The sequence below is a fragment of the Methylobacterium organophilum genome (assembly GCF_022179465.1).
GTDB classification, from domain to species: Bacteria; Pseudomonadota; Alphaproteobacteria; order Rhizobiales; family Beijerinckiaceae; genus Methylobacterium; species Methylobacterium organophilum.
In genome coordinates this window covers 1-19755 of the sequence record NZ_BPQV01000015.1, presented here as the reverse complement: position 1 = coordinate 19755, position 19755 = coordinate 1, and the positions used below count along the sequence as shown (strand labels likewise).

Sequence of the window (19755 nt, the reverse complement as noted above, 5' to 3'; positions counted from 1 at the left end):
GATGGCCGTCACCCCCGCCCCAGCGGCCCCGGCGGTGCGCAAGTTCCGCCTGCGCGACGTGGTCGAGGATCCGCGCATCCTGCGCATGCTGGCGCTCGGCTTCTCGTCGGGCCTGCCGCTGCTGCTGGTGCTCGGCACCTTCACCCTGCGGCTCGCCGATTCCAAGATCGACATCCGGGCGATCGGGCTCCTGAGCTACGTGGCCCTGCCCTATTCCCTGAAATTCCTGTGGGCGCCCCTGATCGACCGCCTCGACGTGCCCTGGCTCGCCGACCGCCTCGGCCGGCGCCGGGCCTGGATGGTCGTGACGCAGATCGCGGTCGCCGCCTGCCTCTGTCTGATGGCCTTCGCGGACCCGGTCGAGCACCTCGCCTTCCTGGCCTTCGGCGCCCTGCTCGTCGCCTTCTGCGCGGCGACGCAGGACGTGGTGATCGACGGCTGGCGCATCGACGCCGCCGGCACCGACCTGCAGGGCGTGATGGCCGCCACCTCCAATCTCGGCTACCGCCTCGGCCTGATCCTGGCCGGGGCCGGGGCGCTCTACATCGCCAGCGCCACGAGCTGGAAGGTGGCCTATCTGACCATGGCGATCTTCATGAGCGTCGGGCTCGCCGCCGCGCTGCTGGAGCCCCGCCGCGACCCCGCGCCGGGAACGGAAGGCGCCCCCCCCGCCCCCCGGCCGACCTGGAACTTCCGCGACGCCGTGCTCGAGCCCCTGACGGCCCTCTACGGCCGCATGGGCCACGCCCTCTGGGGCGTGCTGCTGCTCGTCGCCCTGTTCCGCCTGCCGGACTTCCTCTCCGGAGTGCTCGCCGGGCCGCTCTACATCAGCCTCGGCTTCACCAAGAACGAGATCGCCACCGTCACCAAGGTCTACGGCATCTGGGTCGGCATCGCCGGGGGCTTCGCCGGGGGCTGGGCCCTGAACCGGCTCGGCATGTTCCCGAGCCTGCTGATCGGCGCCTTCGTGGCGGCCGCCTCGCATCTCTCCCTCGCCTGGCTGGCGCTGGGCGGGGCCGAGATCTGGCGGCTCGTCATCGCCATCTCCATCGAGAATTTCTGCGGGTCCTTCGCCGGCATCGTGCTGATCGCCTACATGTCGAGCCTGACCACGCCGGGGCATGCGGCCACGCAATACGCCCTGTTCTCCTCGCTCTACGCCTTGCCCGGCAAGCTCATCGCCGGCACCTCCGGCTTCGTGGTCGGGACCTTCGGCTTCCCGGTCTTCTTCGCGATGACGGCGGCGGTCGGTATCCCGGTCGTGGCCCTGTGCTTCGCCGTCGGCCGGCGCACGAACCTGGCCTCCGCCGCGGCGGAGGCCCCGGAGGCTCCCGCGCCGGATCCGAAGAGGAACCCACCGGGCGGTCCCGAGCTTGCTTCGGTCGAAGTTTCCGCGTCACCGATGAGAGCGCAGACGTGAACGAGATTGCCCTGTCCGGCGAGATCCTCCCCGTCCCGACCGGAACCCCCATCCCGCCGCCCCTGACGGCCGAGGACCTCGCCGCCCTGCGCCGGGCGGTCGCCGCCCTGGAACGGCCGGGCCTCGCCGCCCGCCTCTCCGCCGCCGCGGGCGCGCCCCTGGAGATGATCGGCCGCGCCCTGCCCGGCCCGGTCACCGAGGCGGTCGCCCGCTCCACCGAGGGCGCCATGCGCACGGCCCTGCGCATCGCCCTCGCCACCCTGCCCGACCGGACCGTGAAGGCGACCGGCGAAGGCGCCGGCACCGCGGTCGAGACCGTCTCCGCGGAGACGGCGAGCCGGCTCTCCCGCCTGCTCGGGTCGAGCGATGCCCGCCACAAGGTCTTCGCCGCCCTGTCCGGCGCCGTGGGCGGCGCCTTCGGCCTGCCGAGCCTCGCCGTCGAGCTGCCCCTCTCCACCACCCTGATGCTGCGCTCCATCGCCGAGATCGCCCGCGAGGAGGGCGAGGATCTGAGCGATCCCGAGGGCGCGCTCGCCTGCGTCCAGGTCTTCGCGCTGGGCGGCCGCAACGGCGCCGAGACGGCGCTCGCCGACAGCGGCTACTTCGCCGTGCGCGCGGCCCTGGCCAAGACCATGTCGGAGGCCGCGCGTTACGCCGCGCACCGCTCCCTGCTCGATGCCGGCGCCCCGGCGCTGATGCGCTTCTCCGCGCAGATCGCGGCGCGCTTCGGCCTCGTCGTCTCGCAGAAGGTGGCAGCCCAGGCCGTACCGCTGATCGGCGCCGTGGGCGGCGCAGCGGTCAACACCGCCTTCATGGACCATTTCCAGTCGATGGCGCGGGCGCATTTCACCGTGCGCCGCCTGGAGCGCAGCTACGGCAAGGAGGCGATCCGGCAGGCCTACGCGGCGGAGAAGGACGCCTTCGGGATCGGGTGATTCGCGCCATTCCGGCACGGCACAGTCAAGCCTTCGCTACGGCTTCGTTCACGATCTTGCGCGATGTTACCGGCAGGCCGCGAAACCGGCCGCGTTCTCTCGCGTAAGTTCAGGTCCGGCCATGCGGCGCATTCTCACGAGTGGCATCAAGGCGATCCTGGCGATCGCAGCCCTCTCCACCGCCGCCCATTGGGCGATGCGGGTTCAGCGCGAACCCACCGCGACGGCGAAGATCCCCGACCCCGCCGCGACGGGGTCGATCGCGCCCCGCAAGCTGGAAGCCGCCGCGACGGCCCCGGCGGCCTCGATCATGCAGGGCCTCGACCAGCAGCATCTCGCCAAGCTGATCTCCGGCGCCTCGACCGAGAAGCCGAAAGCGCCCAAGCAGGTCGCCAAGCGCTGACCCTCGACCGACCGGGACCCTGACCGCACCCGGCCGCCCCGAGCGGGGCCGCCGGGATCTTCGGCGGCCCGCCTCAGCGGCAGGGCTGGCCCGGATGGCAGCCGCCATGGGGGGCCGGGGCAGCCCGCGGCGGCGGGGCCTGGCGCGCCTGCATCATCTGCTGCTGCCGCATGGCGGCGGCCTGGGCCTGCTGCGCCTGCATCTGCTGCGCCCGCTGAGCCGCCTGGGCCTGCATCATCTGCTGGCGCTGGGCGGCTTGAGCCTGCTGGCGCTGCGCTGCGGCCTGGGCCTGCTGGGCCTGACGCTGCGCCTGCATCTGCTGCGCCCGCTGGGCCGCCTGTTGCTGCTGCATCTGCTGACGCTGCGCGGCTTGGGCCTGCTGGCGCTGCGCCGCGGCCTGGGCCTGCTGGGCCTGACGCTGCGCCTGCATCTGCTGCGCCCGCTGGGCCGCCTGTTGCTGCTGCATCTGCTGACGCTGCGCGGCTTGGGCCTGCTGGCGCTGCGCGGCCTGGGCCTGCTGCGCCTGGCGCTGGGCCTGCATCTGCTGCTGCCGTTGGGCGGCCTGCTGCTGCGCCGCCTGCGCCCGCTGGGCGGCGGCCTCGGCCTGCTGGGCCCTCTGCGCCTGGAGCGCCTGCTGCGGGGCCTCGCGCCCGGCGGCCGGGTTCGGGCCGGGCGGCAAAGCGGGGCGGCCCGCCACGGCGGGGGGCGCCGAAGGCCGCTCGGCCGGCTGCGGCCCGCGGCCCGGCCCGGCCTGGGCCGGGAGCGGCTGACCGTTCGCGCCGGGCAGGGGCCGGCCGGGGGCGGGGGCGGCCCTCTCGGCGGCGTTCGGCAGGCCGGCCTGCTGCGGGGCGCCCGCCGGGTTCGGGCCGGGCGCGACACCGGGGCGACCCGCCTGAGCCGGAAGCGGCTGGCCGTTCATGCCCGGCAGGGCCCTTCCGGGCGCGTTGGCCGCCCGCGGATCCGCCGGGTTGGGCTGGCCGGGCAGGGGCTGCCCGTTCGTGCCCGGCAACGGCTGGCCGATGGCCGGACGCAGGCCAGGATTCTGCGCGGCGGGGTTCTGGCCCGGCGGCACGGCGCCCGGCTGGCCGGGGACGGCGCCGGGCATCGCGCCGGGGCGCTCGGCCTGGGCGGGGATCGGCTGGCCGTTGGGCAGGGCCGGACCGCGCAGGCCCTGCCCCGGCTGGCCGGGGGCGACATTCGGGGCAAGGTTGGGCGCCAGGGCCGGGTTCTGACCGGGACCGGCCGGCATCGGCCCGCGCAGGGCCGCCTTCTGCGCCACGGCCGGCGGCAGGGCGACCCGGGCCGCCGCGGCCCCCAGGGCCGCCCCCGCGACCGCCCCGGCACCGATCGCGGCGGCGGAGCCCGGGTTGCGGGCGATCTCGGCGTTGCGTTCGTTGATCGTGTTGATGACCGTGGTGTTGTGGATGTTCTCGTAGATCACGTTGTTCGGCGGGGCCGCGACATAGGCCGGCGCGCTCACGTAGTCCGGCACCGGGGTGAAGGCGGGCACCGGCAGGGCATAATAGGCGACGGGCGGAGGCGGCGGCGCCAGATCGACGATGTAGGCCGGCGGCGGCGGCAGGAACACGGCCGGCGGCGGCGGGGGCGGCGCGAAGTCGTAGACCGGATCGTCGAGATAGAGCGCCGGGCGCTCGACATAGACCACCTCCTCCGGCGGGGGCGGCGGCACGTCGTAGGCGATCATCGCGAAGCGCGGCGGCGGCTCCAGGGCGACGGCGAGCTCGCGCAGGCGGCGCCGCGCGTCCCAGGCATGCGGCCCGCGGGGATAGCGGCTCAGATAGGACCAGTAGGCATCCGGCGTGTCGGCCACGTAGGTCCGCCGCCAGGTCACCGCCTCGCGGCGTGCGGCCACGAGGGCGCGCACGCGCTTGGCCAGGGCGTCGTGCGGATAGGCGGCGATGAAATCCTGGTAGCCCTCCAGGGTGTCGCGCTCCAGGCAGACGGCATAGGCGTCCTTGGCGCCGATCTCGCGGATCGGGCGCGACCGCAGGGCCGAGACCTGCTGCGGCTCGGCCACCGGGGGCGCGTCGGGCGCGCGCTCCAGGAAGACGAAGGGCGCATCGATACGGGCGGAATGCCAGGGCATCTCGGCGCCCTTGGTGGTCTCGCTCACCCGCAGGCGCACCCGCTCGAACAGGGCGTTGGGCTGCAGGCCGCCCTCGCGGATCATCTCGACCAGGGCCTGGGCATAGGCGCCGTAGGGCCCGTTCTCCGGCGGGCCGACCGTGCCCGGGGCGGCGTTGAAGGCGATGAGCGCGCCGGGCTCGGCCTCCGTCAGGGAGAGGCCGCCGGCGAGCGGGTCGCCGGTCTTGGCGAAGGGCGCCGTGCGGGCGGCGTCGAGCACCACGAACCGGGCCTTGAGCGGGATCGCCGCGAGGCGCCGCGTGTAGTCCGAGAGGCGCAGGGCCCGCGAGGGCACGTCCGCGGCGCTGGGGATCTGCGCGTCGACCGGGGCGAAGTAGTTCTCGCCGGAGAGCTGCAGGCCGTAGCCCGAGAGGTAGAGGAAGGCGACCGTGTCCGGCCCCGAGGCGGCGGCCTTGTCGGTGAAGTCGCGCAGGGCCCGGCGCAGGGATTCCTCGTCGAGGTCGCGGGCGCCGACCACGTCGAAGCCCGCCGCCTGCAAGGTCTGCGCGATCAGGCCGGCATCGTTGGCGGGGGTGGCGAGCGCGCCGGCCTGGTACTCCGCATTGCCGATGACGAGGGCGATGCGCTTCTCGCTCCCCGCGGCGGCGGCCCCGGCGAGCGTGGGCAGGACGAGCGCCAGGGCGGCCAGCAGGGCCAGGAACGGGCGCAGGATGATGCGCATGGCGCGTTTCCCCCTCGACGTGTTCGGCGGCAGAGCCGAAGCGGGGGGCATTGCAGGACCCTTCCGTTGAACGCAAACTGAATGCGCCCGCGCGGCTCCTCACGAATTCGAGATCAGAGCCGCGCTCCGCATGATCCGAGGACCGGACAGGCCGGGCGGAATACTTGCCCGCGCCCCGCCGACTCAGCGGAAACGCCAGACGCTCGACCGTTTGATTTCGGCGTCTTCCAGCGCCCGCGTCACGGGCACTTCATAGGTCGCCAGCGCCTCGAGCCGATTCTTCGGCAGGTAGGCGCGGCCGGGATCGCCCAGCAGCACGGCGACGCCCTCCCCCTGGAGCCCTTCGAGCCAGCCCGTGACCCGGGCGGCGAGGTCGCGCTCGTAGCAGATGTCGGCGGCGAGCACGGTCTCCGCGCCGAGGGCCGCGCGGCCACGGCCGATCAGGTCGGTGGCGACGGCCTCGATCCGGTCGGCCACGCCGTTGGCGGCGGCGTTGAGGGGAATCGCGTGCAGGGCGAAGGGGTCGAGGTCGCTGGCGAGCACATGCGCGGCGCCGGCCCGGGCCGCGGCGATGGCCACCAGCCCGGAACCGGAGGCGAAATCGACCACGCGCCGGCCCGCCACCGTCTCGGGATGGTCGAGGACGTAGCGGGCGAGCGCCTGGCCCCCGGCCCAGGCGAAGGCCCAGAAGGGCGGCGGCAGCCCGATCGCCTCCAATTCCTCCTCGGTCTTCTCCCACAGACGCGTCGCCTCGTCGGCGACGTGCAGGGCGATCTCCGGCGCATGCGGCACCGGTCGCAGCCGGGTCTCTGCGCGGATGAAGGCGGTGCGGTCCCTGGCCGGAATCACGAGGCGAGAAGCTCCGCATAGAGCCCGGTCACGGCCCGGGCGACGGCCGCCTCGGTGTAGCCGCCGGTGAGGATCCGCTCGCGGGCGCCCTGGCCGAGGCGGGCGACCTCCTCTGGCGCGGCGGCCAGCCGGCGGAAGGCGGCGGCGAGCGCCCCGGCATCGCCGGGGGGCACGACGAGGCCTTCGACGCCGTCGCGCACGAGGTCGCGGCAGCCGGGCACGTCGGTGGTGATCAGGGCGCGGCCGCAGGCGGCCGCCTCCAGCAGGCTGCGCGGCAGGCCTTCGCCGCCGCGGGAGGGCAGGCAGGCGGCGTGATGGGCGGCGTGGACGGCGGCGACGTCCCGGGTCGGCCCGTGCCAGGTCACGCCGTCGCGGCTCCAGTCCCGCAGGGTCGCCTCGGGGATGGCCCGGCGGTTCGAGGCATCGGGGGCGCCGTAGAGGGAGAGCTCGACCGCGACGCCCTCCGCCCGGGCCCGCCGCAGGGCCTCCACCGCCACGTCGATGCCCTTCGACCAGAGCATGCGCGCGACGATCGCCACCCGCAGGGGCGGGGCCGGCGGAAGGGGCGCGGGGGCGAAGAGATCCGGATCGACCCCGGCGCCGCCGACGAGGGTCACCGCGATATCGGCCGGGTCGAGGCCGAGGGCGCGGGCATCGTCCGGGTTCTCGAACAGGTAGCGGGTGCGGCGGCCGGCGAGCGGCCCCCGGATCAGGCCCTTCAGGCCGAGGCGGGCGAGACGGCCGGTGCGGTCGTCCCGCGCGCCCATCAGCCCGAGCCCGGTCAGGGCGTAGACGCGCCGGTCGATGCCCGCCATCGCCGCCGCCGTGCCGCCGACCAGGATGCCGCGCAGGGCGATGCAATGGACGAGATCGGCCTTCAGCGCCTTCAGGATCGCGGAGAGCTGGCCCGCCGCGTAGCCCGCCGCCATCGGGTTGAGGCTGGAGCGCTCGGCCTCGAGCTCCACCACCCGGGCGCCCGTCGCCTCGAGGGCGGCGCGGTGCGCGCGCACCCGCGTCACCACGGCGACGGAGAGGCCCATCGCCACGGCGGCCCGGGCCATGGGCAGGAAGTGCGAGGCGAAGAACCAGTCCTCGGTGACCACGAAGACCAGGGACTTGCCGGCGAAACTCTTGCCGTCGGCCAGCGCGTCGGGGAAGGAGGAGACCATCGGGCGGCCTGTAGCATGGCGCCGGCGCCCGAGGGAGACGGACGAGAGATGGACGAGGCGAGCCTGGCGATCCGCCCCCTCGCGGACGCGGACCGGGCGGCGGTGAAGGCGCTCTGGGAAGCCTGCCGCCTCACCGTGCCCTACAACGACCCCGACACCGATATCGACCTCGCCAGGGGCAAGCCGGGCTCGGACGTGCTGCTCGGCGTCCTGCCGGACGGCCGCCTCGCCGCGAGCGTCATGGTCGGGCATGACGGGCATCGCGGCTGGCTCTACTACGTCGCCGTCGATCCCGCCTGCCGCGGGCGCGGCTTCGGCCGGGCGATGGTGCGGGCGGCGGAAGCCTGGCTGCGCGACCGGCAGGTGCGCAAGGCCATGCTGATGGTGCGCCCGACCAACGCGGCGGTGCGCGCCTTCTACGCCAAGGTCGGCTGGGAGGAGGCGCCCCGCCTCGTCCTGGAGCGCTGGCTGGTGCCGTAGCCGCCTTCGGAACACCGGAGCCCCGCTTCCGGTTCTCGATTCCACGAAGGTGGAGGAGCAGGCCATGGCGGCCGAGACGAACGAGGGCGGGCCGGGCGATCTGCGCGAGGCCGCGGCCGAGGCGGGGCTGCGCTACGTCGACGACGGCAAGCCGGGCCTGACCCGGCGCAAGAGCGGCAAGGGCTTCCGCTATCTCGACGCCCACGGCGCGCCGGTGCGCGACGCCAAGGTGCTCGCCCGCATCCGTTCGCTGGCCATCCCGCCGGCCTATACCGACGTCTGGATCTGCCCCAGCGCCAACGGCCACATCCAGGCGACGGGGCGCGACGCCAAGGGCCGCAAGCAGTACCGGTATCACCCCGAGTTCCGGCAGGCCCGGGAAGCCACCAAGTTCGGGCGGATGATGGCCTTCGCCGAGGCCCTGCCCGGCATCCGCGCCCGCATCGACGCCGACATGCGCAAGCGCGGATTGTGCCGGGAGAAGGTGCTCGCGACGGTGGTCCACCTGCTGGAGAGCACGCTGATCCGCGTCGGCAACGACGACTATGCCCGTTCGAACCGGAGCTACGGGCTGACCACCCTGCGCGACCCGCATGTGACGATCGAGGGCTCGGAGATCCGCTTCCGCTTCAAGGGCAAGAGCGGCAAGGCATGGAACCTGTCCCTGCGCGACCGGCGCGTCGCCCGGATCGTGAAGGCCTGCCAGGACCTGCCGGGCCAGGAGCTGTTCCAGTATCTCGACGACGACGGCGAGCGCCGGGACGTCACCTCCTCGGACGTCAACGACTACCTGCGCGCGATCACCGGCGAGGACATCACCGCCAAGGATTTCCGCACCTGGGCGGGCACCGTGCTCGCGGCCCTGGCCCTGCGGGAATTCGAGGCCTTCGACAGCCAGGCCAAGGCCAAGAGCAACCTGCGCACCGCGATCGAGGCGGTGGCGAGCCGCCTCGGCAACACGCCGACGATCTGCCGCAAGTGCTACGTGCACCCGGAGATCCTCGACTGCTACCTGGAGGGCGCCCTGCTGTTCCAGGTGAAGGAGGCGGTGGAGGACGAGCTCGCCAACGGCCTCTACGCGCTCAAGCCGGAGGAGGCGGCCGTGCTCGGCCTCCTGCGGACGCGGCTCGCGCAGGAGGCCAAGGCCGCGGTGAAGGCGGCGAAGAAGCCGGCCGCCGGCAAGCGCAGCGCCGCCAGGCGGACCGGCACCACCCGGGCCAGCGGCGGCAGCCGGCGCGCGGCCTGAACGGGCCCTCTCAGGTGGCCGGGATCTGGGCGATGCGGATGTTGTTGGTGTTGCCGGGCACCGCGAAGGGGATGCCGGCGGCGACCACGACGACGTCGTTGGCGGCGGCGAAGCCCTCCTCCGCCGCATGGATGAGCGCGTTCTCCACCATGGCCTCGTAGGTGCCGACCTCGTCCGAGCGGACGCTGTGGGTGCCCCAGAGCAGGCTCAGGCGGCGCGAGGTACCGAGATCCGGCGTCAGGGCCAGGATCGGCACGGACGGGCGCTTGCGGGCGATGCGGGCCGCCGTGGTCCCGCTCAGGGTATAGGCGACGATCGCCGAGGCGTGGACGGCCTCGGCCAGCTGCGCCGTGGCGGTCGCGACCGCATGGGGCGGCGTCTCCTCCTCGCCCGGCTCGGAGGCCGCGATCAGGGAGCGGTAGAGCTTGTGCCCCTCCACGGAGCGGATGATGCGGTCCATCATCGTGACCGCCTCGACGGGATAGCGCCCGGTGGCGGATTCCGCCGACAGCATCACCGCGTCGGCGCCATCGTAGATCGCGGTGGCGACGTCGGAGGCCTCCGCCCGGGTGGGCGTCGGGGCCGCCACCATCGAATCGAGCATCTGGGTCGCCACCACCACCGGCTTCACCGCCAGCCGGCAGGCGCGGATCAGCTCCTTCTGCCGGCCCGGCACGTCCTCGTGCGGGATCTCCACCCCGAGATCGCCGCGGGCCACCATCACCGCGTCCGAGAGGCGGACGATGTCGTCGATGCGCTCCAGCGCCTGGGGCTTCTCGATCTTGGTCATGATGCCAGCCCGGTCCCCGATCAGGCCGCGGGCCTCGATCAGGTCGGCGGGCTTCTGCACGAAGGAGAGCGCCACCCAGTCGACGCCGAGCTCCAGGCCGAAGGCGAGGTCGGCCCGGTCCTTCTCCGTCAAGGGCGACAGGTCGAGGAGCGTGCCCGGCAGGTTCACGCCCTTGCGGTTGGAGATGGCGCCGCCGATCACGACCTCCGCCTCCAGGGCCTCGGTCTCGATCCCGGTCACCCGCACCCGCACGCGGCCGTCATCGATCAGCAATTCCTGGCCGGGCACCACCGCGGCGAAGATCTCGGGATGCGGCAGGGGGATCGCGCGGGCATCGCCCTCGGCCCCCCGGAGCACGAAGCGCAGGCCCTGGCCGGGCACCACGTCGAGCCGCCCATCCCGCAGGGTGCCGACGCGGATCTTCGGCCCCTGCAGGTCCTGCAGGATGGCGATGGGCCGGCCGACTTCCTCCTCCAGGGCCCGGATCGCGGCATGCACCCGGGCATGGTCGGCCTGGACGCCGTGGCTGAAGTTCAGGCGGAAGGTGTCGACCCCCGCCAGGAACAGCGCCTTGAGCGTCTCGGGCGCGGAGGTCGCCGGCCCGACGGTGGCGACGATCTTGGCGTGGCGGTGACGACGCATGGTGTCCTCCTGGCCCGGGCGGCCCTTCTAGCAGAATGCGCCGCGCTCAGAAGGGCCGCCGCGACAACCGGAACGGATGCGGCGCGGACGGAGATTCTCTAGACATCGTGCGGAAGCGGCCGCGACGCGGCACCGGGCTTCCGGAAGGAGACGCCATGGATCTCGACGCCCTGATGCTCTCGCGCATCCAGTTCGGCTTCACCATGGCGTTCCACATCATCTTCCCGGCCTTCACGATCGGGCTGGCCGCCTTCCTGGCGCGGCTCGAGGCGCAGTGGCTCTGGACGAAGAACCCCGTCTACCGGACGCTCTACAAGTTCTGGGTGAAGGCCTTCGCGGTCTCGTTCGGCCTCGGCGTCGTCTCCGGCATCGTGATGAGCTACCAGCTCGGCACGAACTGGTCGCGCTATTCCGACTTCACCGGCAACGTGCTCGGGCCGCTGATCCAGTACGAGGTCATAACCGCCTTCTTCCTGGAGGCCGGCTTCCTCGGGATCATGCTGTTCGGCTGGGAGCGGGTCGGGGACCGGCTGCATTTCCTGGCGACCTGCATGGTCTCCCTCGGCACCCTGATCTCGGCCTTCTGGATCCTCTCGGCCAATTCCTGGATGCAGACGCCGGCGGGCTTCACCGTCGAGAACGGGCGGGCGGTCGCCACCGACTGGTGGGCGGTGATCTTCAACCCGTCCTTCCCGATCCGCTACGCCCACATGGTGCTCGGCTGCTTCCTCACCACGGCCTTCGCGGTGGCGGGCATGTCGGCCTGGATGATCCTGCGGGCGCGCAAGGAGCCGCCGGAGAAGGTGCGGGGCGCGCGCCTGTCCCTGTCGATGGCGCTCTGGTTCGCGGTCATCGTCACGCCGGTGCAGATCTTCGTGGGCGACGCCCACGGCCTCGCCGTGCTCAAGCTGCAGCCGACCAAGCTCGCGGCGATCGAGGCGAACTGGGAGACGCAGAAGGACATGCCGCTGCTGCTCTTCGCCATCCCCAACATGGAGGCGGAGCGCAACGACGTCGAGATCGGCATCCCGAAGCTCGGCTCCTTCATCCTCACCCACGATTTCTCCGGGGTGGTGCCGGGGCTGAAGGCGGTGACGCCGGACAAGCGCCCCCCGGTCTGGCCGGTCTTCTATTCCTTCCGGATCATGGTCGCGATCGGCATGGCCATGCTGGCCCTGAGCCTGTGGAGCCTGTGGCTGCGCTGGAAGGGCGGGCTCTACACCAACCGGATCTTCCTCACCTGCGCCATGCTGATGACGCCCTCGGGCTTCGGCGCGGTGATCTTCGGCTGGTTCACCGCCGAGATCGGGCGCCAGCCCTACATCGTCTACGGGCAGCTCAAGACCGCGGACGCGCATTCGCCGCTCGCCGCGCAGGCCGTGACGACTTCCCTCGTCGCCTTCCTGATCGCCTACGCGATCATCTTCGGCTTCGGCAGCTATTATCTCGCCAAGCTCCTGCGCAAGGGCCCGGATCCCGTGGAGCCGGGCATGGCGGAGGGCAGCCTCGTGCGCGCGCCCAAGCGCCCGCTCTCGGCCGTCGACGAGGATCTGCGCCCGAATCCGGCCTGAGGCCGCAGCGCGTCGAGGACCGGAGGCCGCCCGCGCAACGGCGGGGCGGCCTCCGTATTTGAGGGGGGACTCGGCCCCGCCCGGCGCGTTGCCCCCTCAGTGCCGGGCGGGGCGCTCGTCGCGCAGGATCCGGCGCGGCATGTCCGCGTCGAGCACCGGATCGAGGCGAAGCTGGCGGGCCAGGGAGACGAGATCCTTCAGCCGCCCCGTCTGCGTCTTGCGCCGCAGGTTCAGCCGATGCGTCTCGACGGTGCGCACGCTGAGGGAGAGGCGGCGGGCCACCTCCTTGTTGCTGAAGCCGGCGCTGAGGAAGCGCAAGACCTCCGCCTCCCGCGGCGTCAGGCCGAGCCCGTCATGGGTGTCGCTGGTTGCCCCGGAATGGGAGGCCGGTGCGGGGGGCGCCACGAGCGCGCCGTCGTCGGAGGCGAGCGCCAGGATCGCCGCGCAGATCTCGGCGGGCGGCGCGCTGCGGGCGACGAAGCCGGCGGCCCCCGCCCGGATCAGCCGCTGAAGCTCGTCCCGGTGCAGGGCGTGGAAGGCGACGAGCACTTCGAGGCCCGGCCGGCCGGCGCGCAGGCGCGCGATCCGCTCGCAATGGGCGTCGAGATGGGTTTCGCGGAGGACGACCAGGGCGATGGTGCGGCGCGTGGGATCGAGCCGGTCGAGATCGGCCTCGCCGATCGTGCGCAGCGACGGCGCATGTTCCAGCACCGCCCGGGCGTTCGGGTCGAGCCGGGACGGCTCATCGACGATCAAGACCTCGACGGCGTGACTCATGCCGCGTCCCCCTCCTGTGCCTCCACGATACATCGCGGAGAATGCGTAGGGGACAGAACAAGAGTCGTTCCAACGGTTTAGCCGGCCTGCGGGCGAGAAATCCTTGCGATTTCGGCGCACCTTGCACGGGAGCGTCCCGAAGCGGAACGCAGCGCGGCCCGGAATGGGCCGCCGGGCCGGCCTCAGCCGGTCCGTGCCAGGACGAGTTCGGTCGCGGCCGAGACGACGCGGTTCCGGCCCGCCGTCTTGGCCTCGTAGAGGGCGATGTCGGCCCGCTTGAGCAGGCCGTCGATGGTCTCGCCCTCCGACCATTCGCTCACGCCGAAGCTGCAGGTGAGGCGGATCGGCCCCTTCTTGCCGCGGATGCGCAGGTCGGCCGCACGCACGCGCAGGAGACCGGCGAGCGCTTCCGCCTCGGCGAGGGTGCGGTGCGGCAGCATGATCGCGAATTCCTCGCCGCCGTAGCGGCAGGGGAGGCCCTGCTCGCCCATCACCGCGGCGACGGCCTTGATCGCGGCATCGCCGACATCGTGGCCGTGCTCGTCGTTGATCCGCTTGAAGTGGTCGATATCGGCCAGGATGGCGGAGAGCTGGCCGAAGGAGCCGGCCCGGTCCGCGGCGTCGCGGGCCTTCTGCATGAAGGCGCGGCGGTTGAGCAGGCCGGTGAGCGGATCGGTCTCGGCGAGGCGGATCAGCTCCATCTGGAGGGAGGTCAGGCGCTCCGCGGCCCGCAGGCGGGCATGCAGCTCCTCGGCGCTCGGCGGCTTCTCGATGAAGTCGTCGGCGCCGCTGTCCAGCGCCTCGGCGAGGTTGCGGGCATTGTGGGCCGAGGACATCATCAGGATCGAGATCGGCCGGTTGGACTCGGCGAGCAGGCGGACCGACCAGCACAGCTCGAACCCGCTGAGGGGCCGCACCTCGAGGCTGGTAATGAGCGCGCGCACCGAGGGGTTGTCGGTGATGTAGGCCAGCGCCTCGGCGGAATCCGTGAACTGCTTGACCAAGTGCCCGCGGGGTTCGAGCAGCCCGGCGATGATCTTCAGAACCACTCGGCTCGCGTCGACGATGACGATATGCATGGCCGTCACGGCCCCCTGCGCAAGAAACGCTCCGCGCAAGATACGACCAGGGTGTTAACGGGAGGCTCCCGGTTCTCGGATATTGCGAAGAATCCCCGAACGGCCGAAGCCCGCGTCCTCAGCGGCGCGGCACCGTCACGTCGACCACGCGGGCGCCGCCGCCACGCGTCTCGGCGCCGCGCTCCGTATCCGACCAGCGTCCATCGTGGCCGCGCTCGACGATGCGGGCCCGCCCCGTGCCGGCGCGGGACGGCGCACCGCGGGGGCTGTCGATGACGTAGAGCATCGGCTTGGCCGCGGGCCCCTGCCGGATCCCGCTATAGGTCGGCACCCCGTAGGTGCCGTAGCCCCAGGCGGGCGGCACGATCTCGCTCGGACGGGGGAAGCGCGTGAGCGGCGCGCCGACATAGCTGCCGGAGACGAAAGGCTCGGCAAAGGTATAGCCGTCGCCGTATCCGGCGGGTCCGTAGCCATAGGCCCTGTAGAGGATGCGCTCGCCCGCCTGCGCACCGAGGGTCGCCCCCAGGACCAGGGCGGCGGCGAGCGCGGGGCGGACGAGGCTGCGCATGGGATTCACACTCCGAAACGGCCCGGACTCAATCGGCTTGGGCGCATCGTCGTTCCGCGGGCGGGGGCTCCGCCAGGGAGGCAGAGTGCTGAACCCCGCCATGTCCCGCGAACCGAAGAGGGCCCCGTCCCGCTCAGCGGCAGATCGTGACGCGGCGGACGACCCAGCCCTCGCCCTCGATCCAGAGGCGCTTGCGCGGCTTCATGCAATTCGTGGTTTCCTCCTCGGCCTCGCCGACCGAAACCGGCTTCACCGGGGATGCCTCCGCCACCTTGCTCGGGCTCCGGTCGGCCTGTCCCGGCGCCGCCTGTCCGGCGGCGGAAAAGCCGATCATGAGGACGCCCGCCAGGGCGACCATGCTGGACGTTCTCGCGATCATGAATCCCTGCCCGCATGCCCGGTTCAGGCATGCCCCGTTCTGCGCGGCCAAGAGCCGCGCGCCGCCCCGTTCTTCTCTGAATCGGTAATTCGGAGCGCGGCCATTGGTTGCGGCTTCGCCCGTGAAATCCGGCGCGTCCGATACGGGTTTCGAGAACCGGCAAAGAAACCGGCCTCGCCCTGACGATGCCGCAGCCGTGAAAGCGGCCCGGCGCGGCACGGCCTTGCAGGTAGACGGTAAATAGGAGTAGGCCGCCACGACAGACAAAGCCCGCGCAGATTCGTGTCGTGGGCCGCTTCTGCTCTTCTTAAGAACAATTCTAACCTGTATTCTCTGCAGTTTTGATCCATTAAAATGTAGGGAACAGCACGTCCCGCGTGGTCGTGCGGTGCAACGACAACACGGAGCGCATGCGATGGCGGACGGTTCGACGTTCGTACAAGCCTTCACGATCCTGTTCCGCGAGGGCCTGGAGGCTCTGCTGGTGATCGCCGCGCTGGCCGCCTTCCTGCGGCGGGCCGGCGCTTCGGAACGGATCGTGCCGATCTATCTCGGCGCGATCGCCGCCATCGTCGCCAGCTTCGGCATGGCCTGGGTGTTCGAGACCTTCTACGACGGCATTCACAGCGACCTGTTCGAGGCCGCCGTGATGATCGCGGCCGCCGTGCTGATGTTCTACATGAGCGGCTGGATGTTCATCCGTCAGGATCCCAAGGCCTGGCAGGCCGACCTCAACCGGCTGGCCGAGCGGGCGCTCGGTGCGGGCACCGTGATCTCCCTCGCCGGCATCGCCTTCCTGGCCGTGTTCCGCGAAGGCGCCGAGACGGTGCTGTTCCTCCACGCCCTGGCCAAGGGCGGGAACGGCTTCGACGCCTCGCTCCTCTCGGGCCTCGGCGTCGCGGCGCTGGCGCTGGTGGCGATGTTCGTGGCCATGCAGTGGCTGGCCCTGCGCCTGCCCCTGCGGCCGATGTTCGTGATCACCTCCGCCTTCCTGTTCTTCATGGGCCTGCGCATGATCGGCGAGGCCTTCCAGGAACTGCAGGAGCAGCAGCTCATCTCCTACAACACCGACGGCGTGCCCGCCTTCGTCTCCGAATGGGGCCTGAGCAACGGCAGCTGGGAGGCGCTCGCCACCCAGGGCGCGATCCTCGCCGTGGCGGTCGCAGCGGGCCTCGTCTACTTCGTGCGCAAGCTCGGCCGGAAGGACGCGGAGCCGCAGCGCGCCCCGCGGACGGCCTGAGGCCCGCTCGAACCGCTTCGTCACCGGAAAGGCCCGTCGCATCGCGGCGGGCCTTTTTCGATGGGATCAGTCGTTCGTGCCGCCGGTGACGCTGATCATCGGCAGCGTCACCGCCAGATCCGCGCTGGCCAAGCGCGGGTCGGTCGGCGTGACGAAGGCCGCGGCGGCGAGCCCGAGGACGAGGCTCAGGGCGAGCAGGGACGATTCGACGCCGCGATAGAACAGGTCCATGGCCGACCTCCGGCTTCGACGGGGCGCGCGGATGCGCGCCCTCCATGCTCGCACGGGGACGGTCACCAAAGCGTAAGCCGGCTCAGCCCTCTTGTTCAGCCCTCCTGGGCCCGGGCGCTCTTCAGCCGATAGAGGGCCTCGAGGGCCTCGCGCGGCGTCATCGCATCGGGATCGATCCCGTCGAGGAGGCGGCCGAGGCGGTCGTCGCGCTCCACCGGCGCGGCGGCCGGCGGGGGCGCCTCGGCGAGGCTCGCGAAGAGCGGCAGGTCCTCGATGGCGCGGCGGCCGGGGCGCTCGCGCTCCAACTTCTCCAGACCCTTCAGGATGGCGCCGGCCCGGGCCACGACGCTGCCCGGCAGCCCGGCGAGGCGCGCGACCTGCAAGCCGTAGGAACGCTCCGCCACGCCCGGCACCACCTCGTGCAGGAAGATCACCTCGCCGCGATGCTCGGCCACCTTGAGCGTGGCGTTGTCGAGCCGGGGCAGGCGCTGGCTGAGCGCGGTCAGCTCATGGAAATGCGTGGCGAACAGGGCCCGGCACCCGTTCGTCTCGTGCAGGTGCTCCAGGCAGGCCCAGGCGATGGAGAGGCCGTCGAAGGTGGCGGTGCCGCGGCCGATCTCGTCCAGCACCACCAGGGAGCGGCGGGTCGCCTGGTTCAGGATCGCGGCGGTCTCGACCATCTCGACCATGAAGGTCGAGTGGCCCCGGGCGAGGTCGTCGGCGGCGCCGACGCGGGAGAAGAGCCGGTCGACGAGACCGAGCCGGGCGGAGGTCGCCGGCACGAAGGCCCCCATCTGGGCCAGCACGGCGATGAGCGCGTTCTGGCGCAGGAAGGTCGACTTGCCGCCCATGTTCGGGCCGGTGACGAGGCGGATGCGCCCGGCCGCCTCCCCCGACAGGTCGCAATCATTGGCGATGAAGCCCTCGCCGCCCTTGGCCAGGGCCGCCTCGACCACGGGATGGCGGCCGCCCTCGATGGCGAAGGCGAGTCCCTCCTCGATGACGGGGCGTGTCCAGGCCTGCTCGACGGCGAGCGCCGCATGGCTTCCGGCGACGTCGAGGCTGGCCAGGGCCTCGGCGATGTCGGCGATGGCCTCCGCCTGCCCGATCACCCGGGCGGCCAGGGCCTCGAACACCGCGCCCTCCAGGGCGAGCGCCCGGTCGGCGGCCCCGGAGATCTTCGATTCGAGGGCACCGAGCTCCACGCTCGTGAAGCGCATGGCGTCGACCATGGTCTGGCGATGCACGAAGTCGCGCATCAGCCCCTTGAGGCAGGCCTCGCCCACGGCCTGGGGCACCTCGATATAATAGCCGAGCACGTTGTTGTGCTTGATGCGCAGGGTGCGGCAGCCGCTCTCCTCGGCATAGCGCGCCTGCAGGGCGGCGATGACCTTGCGCGAATCCTGGCCGAGCTCGCGGGCCTCGTCGATCTCGGCATGGTAGCCGGCGCGCACGAAATTGCCGTCGCGGCGGTTGAGGGGAAGGTCGTCGGCCAGCGCCGCGGCGAGTTCCGCCACCAGCCCGGAATCGACCTCCGCCAGGCGCTCGCCGATGGCGCCGAGCGCCTCCGGCAGGCCCTCATGGGCGGCGAGCCGCTCCTCGATGGCGGCGGCGGCCGAGAGCCCGTCGCGCAGGGCGGCGAGATCGCGGGGGCCGCCCCGGCCGAGGCCGATCCGGGTCAGGGCCCGGGCGAGATCGGGGGCGCGGGCCAGCGCCGCGCGCAGGGCCTCCCGCAATCCGGCCTCGCGGACGAGGAAGGCCACGGCATCGTGCCGGCGCCCGATCTTTTCCAGGTCGGTGAGGGGACCGGCCAGATGTTCGGCGAGCAGGCGGGCGCCCCCGGCCGAGACCGTGCGGTCGATCGTGTCGAGCAGGCTGCCCCGGCGCTCGCCGGAGAGGGTGCGGGTCAGTTCGAGATTGGCGCGGGTGGCGGCGTCGATCGCCATGGTCTCGCCGCTCGCCTCGCGGCTCGGGGGCGAGAGCGGCACCTTCGCCCCGATCTGGGTGCGGGCGATGTAGAGGAGCGCGGCCCCGGCCGCGGCGATCTCGGCCCGGGTGAAGCTGCCGAAGCCGTCGAGCGTCGAGACGCCGAACTGCTCGCGGAGGCGCCGTTCCGCGGAGGCCGGTTCGAGCTCGGCCTGGGCGAGGGGCGTCACCGCGGCGCGGGTGTCGCGCCAGAGCCGGGCCAGGGCGGGATCGGAGAACAGGCCCTCGGGCAGGACGATCTCCCGGGGCTCGTAGCGGGCGATGGCGGCGGCAAGATCCGTGTCGGCGACCTCGCTCAGGCCGAAGCGGCCGGTGGAGATGTCGATGGCGGCGAGCCCGTAGGCGAAGGCCTTTTCCGAGAGCTTGCGGCGGCCGAGGGCCAGGAGGAGGTTCGCCCGCGCCGGATCGAGCAGGCGGTCCTCGGTGATGGTGCCGGGGGTGACGAGGCGCTGGACCTCGCGGCGCACGACGGCCTTCGGCCCGCGCTTCTTGGCCTCGGCGGGATCCTCGACCTGCTGGCAGACGGCGACGCGGTGGCCGAGGGCGATCAGGCGGCTCAGGTAATCGTCGGCCCGCTCCACCGGCACGCCGCACATCGGGATGTCGGCGCCCCCGTGCTTGCCGCGCTTGGTCAGCACGATGCCGAGGGCCCGGGAGGCGATCTCGGCGTCCTCGAAGAACAGCTCGTAGAAATCGCCCATCCGGTAGAACAGGAGGCAATCGGGATTGGCCGCCTTGATCTCGATGTACTGCGCCATCATCGGCGTGGCGCCGGCGATGCGCGCGGCGTGCTCGTCGGGGGCGGAGCGCACGGTCTCCGCGGCTTCCGCACGCTGTTTCAGGGGCATGGGTCGAACGGGAGAGCTGGCTTCGCGGCGCATGCGCCGAAGCTAGCAGAGCCGCGGCGCGGCTCCTTCCTATCGCCTGCGATCAGCCGTGGACAATCCTCCACGGTGCAGGCTGCGGCTCGGGGCTGTAGCGGCAAGACCACCTGGAGGCGCGCTCGCCTGTCGGTGGGCGGGATTTTGTCCTGGTGGGTGGGACTGAACGCGCGAAAGCCCGCCTTGTGTGGGCGGGCTTGTGTAGCGTTGTGTTTGTCTTGGGTTGTTTTGGTTGCGGGGGCAGGATTTGAACCTGCGACCTTCAGGTTATGAGCCTGACGA

17 protein-coding genes are annotated in these 19755 nt (G+C 72.3%); 7 read left to right on the top strand and 10 right to left on the bottom strand.

Annotated features, from left to right (window positions below; genetic code table 11):
* Position 1 precedes the first annotated feature (1 nt).
* From MFF21_RS21010 to MFF21_RS21000, 3 genes are all read left to right on the top strand, one after another.
* Positions 2-1420 carry an AmpG family muropeptide MFS transporter gene (locus MFF21_RS21010; RefSeq protein WP_238313692.1) on the top strand — a complete coding sequence of 473 codons (1419 nt, stop codon included), beginning with the start codon at positions 2-4 and terminating at the stop codon, positions 1418-1420.
* A gap of 5 nt (positions 1421-1425) precedes the next feature.
* On the top strand, positions 1426-2355 hold the full coding sequence (locus MFF21_RS21005; RefSeq protein WP_444543583.1) for an EcsC family protein: 930 nt from the start codon (positions 1426-1428) through the stop codon (positions 2353-2355).
* Between the two features lie 121 nt (positions 2356-2476).
* Entirely contained in the window at positions 2477-2758 is a 282-nt protein-coding gene (locus tag MFF21_RS21000; protein ID WP_238313688.1) for a hypothetical protein, read from the top strand.
* Between the two features lie 73 nt (positions 2759-2831).
* Here the strand turns inward: MFF21_RS21000 and MFF21_RS20995 are convergent, their stop codons facing one another.
* From MFF21_RS20995 to MFF21_RS20985, 3 genes are all read right to left on the bottom strand, one after another.
* A complete protein-coding gene (locus MFF21_RS20995) occupies positions 2832-5585 on the bottom strand; it encodes a caspase family protein (protein ID WP_238313686.1) in 2754 nt (917 codons plus the stop codon).
* Positions 5586-5768: 183 nt separating this feature from the next.
* Positions 5769-6434 (bottom strand): class I SAM-dependent methyltransferase, encoded by a 666-nt coding sequence (locus tag MFF21_RS20990; protein ID WP_238313684.1) that lies wholly within the window; start codon positions 6432-6434, stop codon positions 5769-5771.
* Positions 6431-7603, bottom strand: a complete 1173-nt coding sequence (locus tag MFF21_RS20985; protein WP_238313682.1) for a glycosyltransferase — start codon at positions 7601-7603, stop codon at positions 6431-6433. The genes MFF21_RS20990 and MFF21_RS20985 overlap by 4 nt, the downstream gene beginning before the upstream one ends.
* Before the next feature lie 48 nt (positions 7604-7651).
* Here MFF21_RS20985 and MFF21_RS20980 point away from each other — a divergent pair, with 48 nt between their 5' ends.
* Together MFF21_RS20980 and MFF21_RS20975 are read left to right on the top strand one after the other, a co-directional pair.
* Positions 7652-8083 (top strand): GNAT family acetyltransferase, encoded by a 432-nt coding sequence (locus MFF21_RS20980; protein WP_238313681.1) that lies wholly within the window; start codon positions 7652-7654, stop codon positions 8081-8083.
* A 64-nt stretch (positions 8084-8147) separates the two neighbouring features.
* Positions 8148-9329, top strand: a complete 1182-nt coding sequence (locus tag MFF21_RS20975) for a DNA topoisomerase IB (RefSeq protein WP_238313679.1) — start codon at positions 8148-8150, stop codon at positions 9327-9329.
* 10 nt (positions 9330-9339) lie between these two features.
* On the opposite strand, the gene pyk is transcribed toward MFF21_RS20975, so the two are convergent.
* Complete coding sequence (gene pyk, locus MFF21_RS20970; protein ID WP_238313677.1) at positions 9340-10761, bottom strand: pyruvate kinase; 1422 nt, start codon at positions 10759-10761, stop codon at positions 9340-9342.
* Between the two features lie 155 nt (positions 10762-10916).
* On the opposite strand from pyk, the gene MFF21_RS20965 reads away from it, so the two are divergent.
* Complete coding sequence (locus tag MFF21_RS20965) at positions 10917-12332, top strand: cytochrome ubiquinol oxidase subunit I (protein WP_238313675.1); 1416 nt, start codon at positions 10917-10919, stop codon at positions 12330-12332.
* Positions 12333-12428: 96 nt separating this feature from the next.
* Here the strand turns inward: MFF21_RS20965 and MFF21_RS20960 are convergent, their stop codons facing one another.
* From MFF21_RS20960 to MFF21_RS20945, 4 genes are all read right to left on the bottom strand, one after another.
* The gene (locus MFF21_RS20960) at positions 12429-13109 is read right to left on the bottom strand and encodes a LuxR C-terminal-related transcriptional regulator (RefSeq protein WP_238313674.1); all 681 of its coding nucleotides are present in this window, start codon (positions 13107-13109) and stop codon (positions 12429-12431) included.
* 182 nt (positions 13110-13291) lie between these two features.
* On the bottom strand, positions 13292-14188 hold the full coding sequence (locus MFF21_RS20955) for a GGDEF domain-containing response regulator (RefSeq protein ID WP_238313672.1): 897 nt from the start codon (positions 14186-14188) through the stop codon (positions 13292-13294).
* A gap of 118 nt (positions 14189-14306) precedes the next feature.
* The gene (locus MFF21_RS20950; protein ID WP_238313670.1) at positions 14307-14756 is read right to left on the bottom strand and encodes a hypothetical protein; all 450 of its coding nucleotides are present in this window, start codon (positions 14754-14756) and stop codon (positions 14307-14309) included.
* A 133-nt stretch (positions 14757-14889) separates the two neighbouring features.
* Complete coding sequence (locus MFF21_RS20945; RefSeq protein ID WP_238313668.1) at positions 14890-15135, bottom strand: hypothetical protein; 246 nt, start codon at positions 15133-15135, stop codon at positions 14890-14892.
* A 415-nt stretch (positions 15136-15550) separates the two neighbouring features.
* On the opposite strand from MFF21_RS20945, the gene MFF21_RS20940 reads away from it, so the two are divergent.
* Positions 15551-16375: an FTR1 family iron permease gene (locus tag MFF21_RS20940; RefSeq protein WP_238313666.1), complete on the top strand. Its 825-nt coding sequence runs from the start codon at positions 15551-15553 to the stop codon at positions 16373-16375.
* Between the two features lie 66 nt (positions 16376-16441).
* On the opposite strand, the gene MFF21_RS20935 is transcribed toward MFF21_RS20940, so the two are convergent.
* Both MFF21_RS20935 and mutS read right to left on the bottom strand, forming a co-directional pair.
* Positions 16442-16606, bottom strand: coding sequence for a hypothetical protein (locus MFF21_RS20935; protein WP_238313664.1), 165 nt, complete (start codon positions 16604-16606; stop codon positions 16442-16444).
* Positions 16607-16701: 95 nt separating this feature from the next.
* Positions 16702-19440: a DNA mismatch repair protein MutS gene (gene mutS, locus MFF21_RS20930; RefSeq protein WP_238313662.1), complete on the bottom strand. Its 2739-nt coding sequence runs from the start codon at positions 19438-19440 to the stop codon at positions 16702-16704.
* Between the last annotated feature and the right edge of the window lie 315 nt (positions 19441-19755).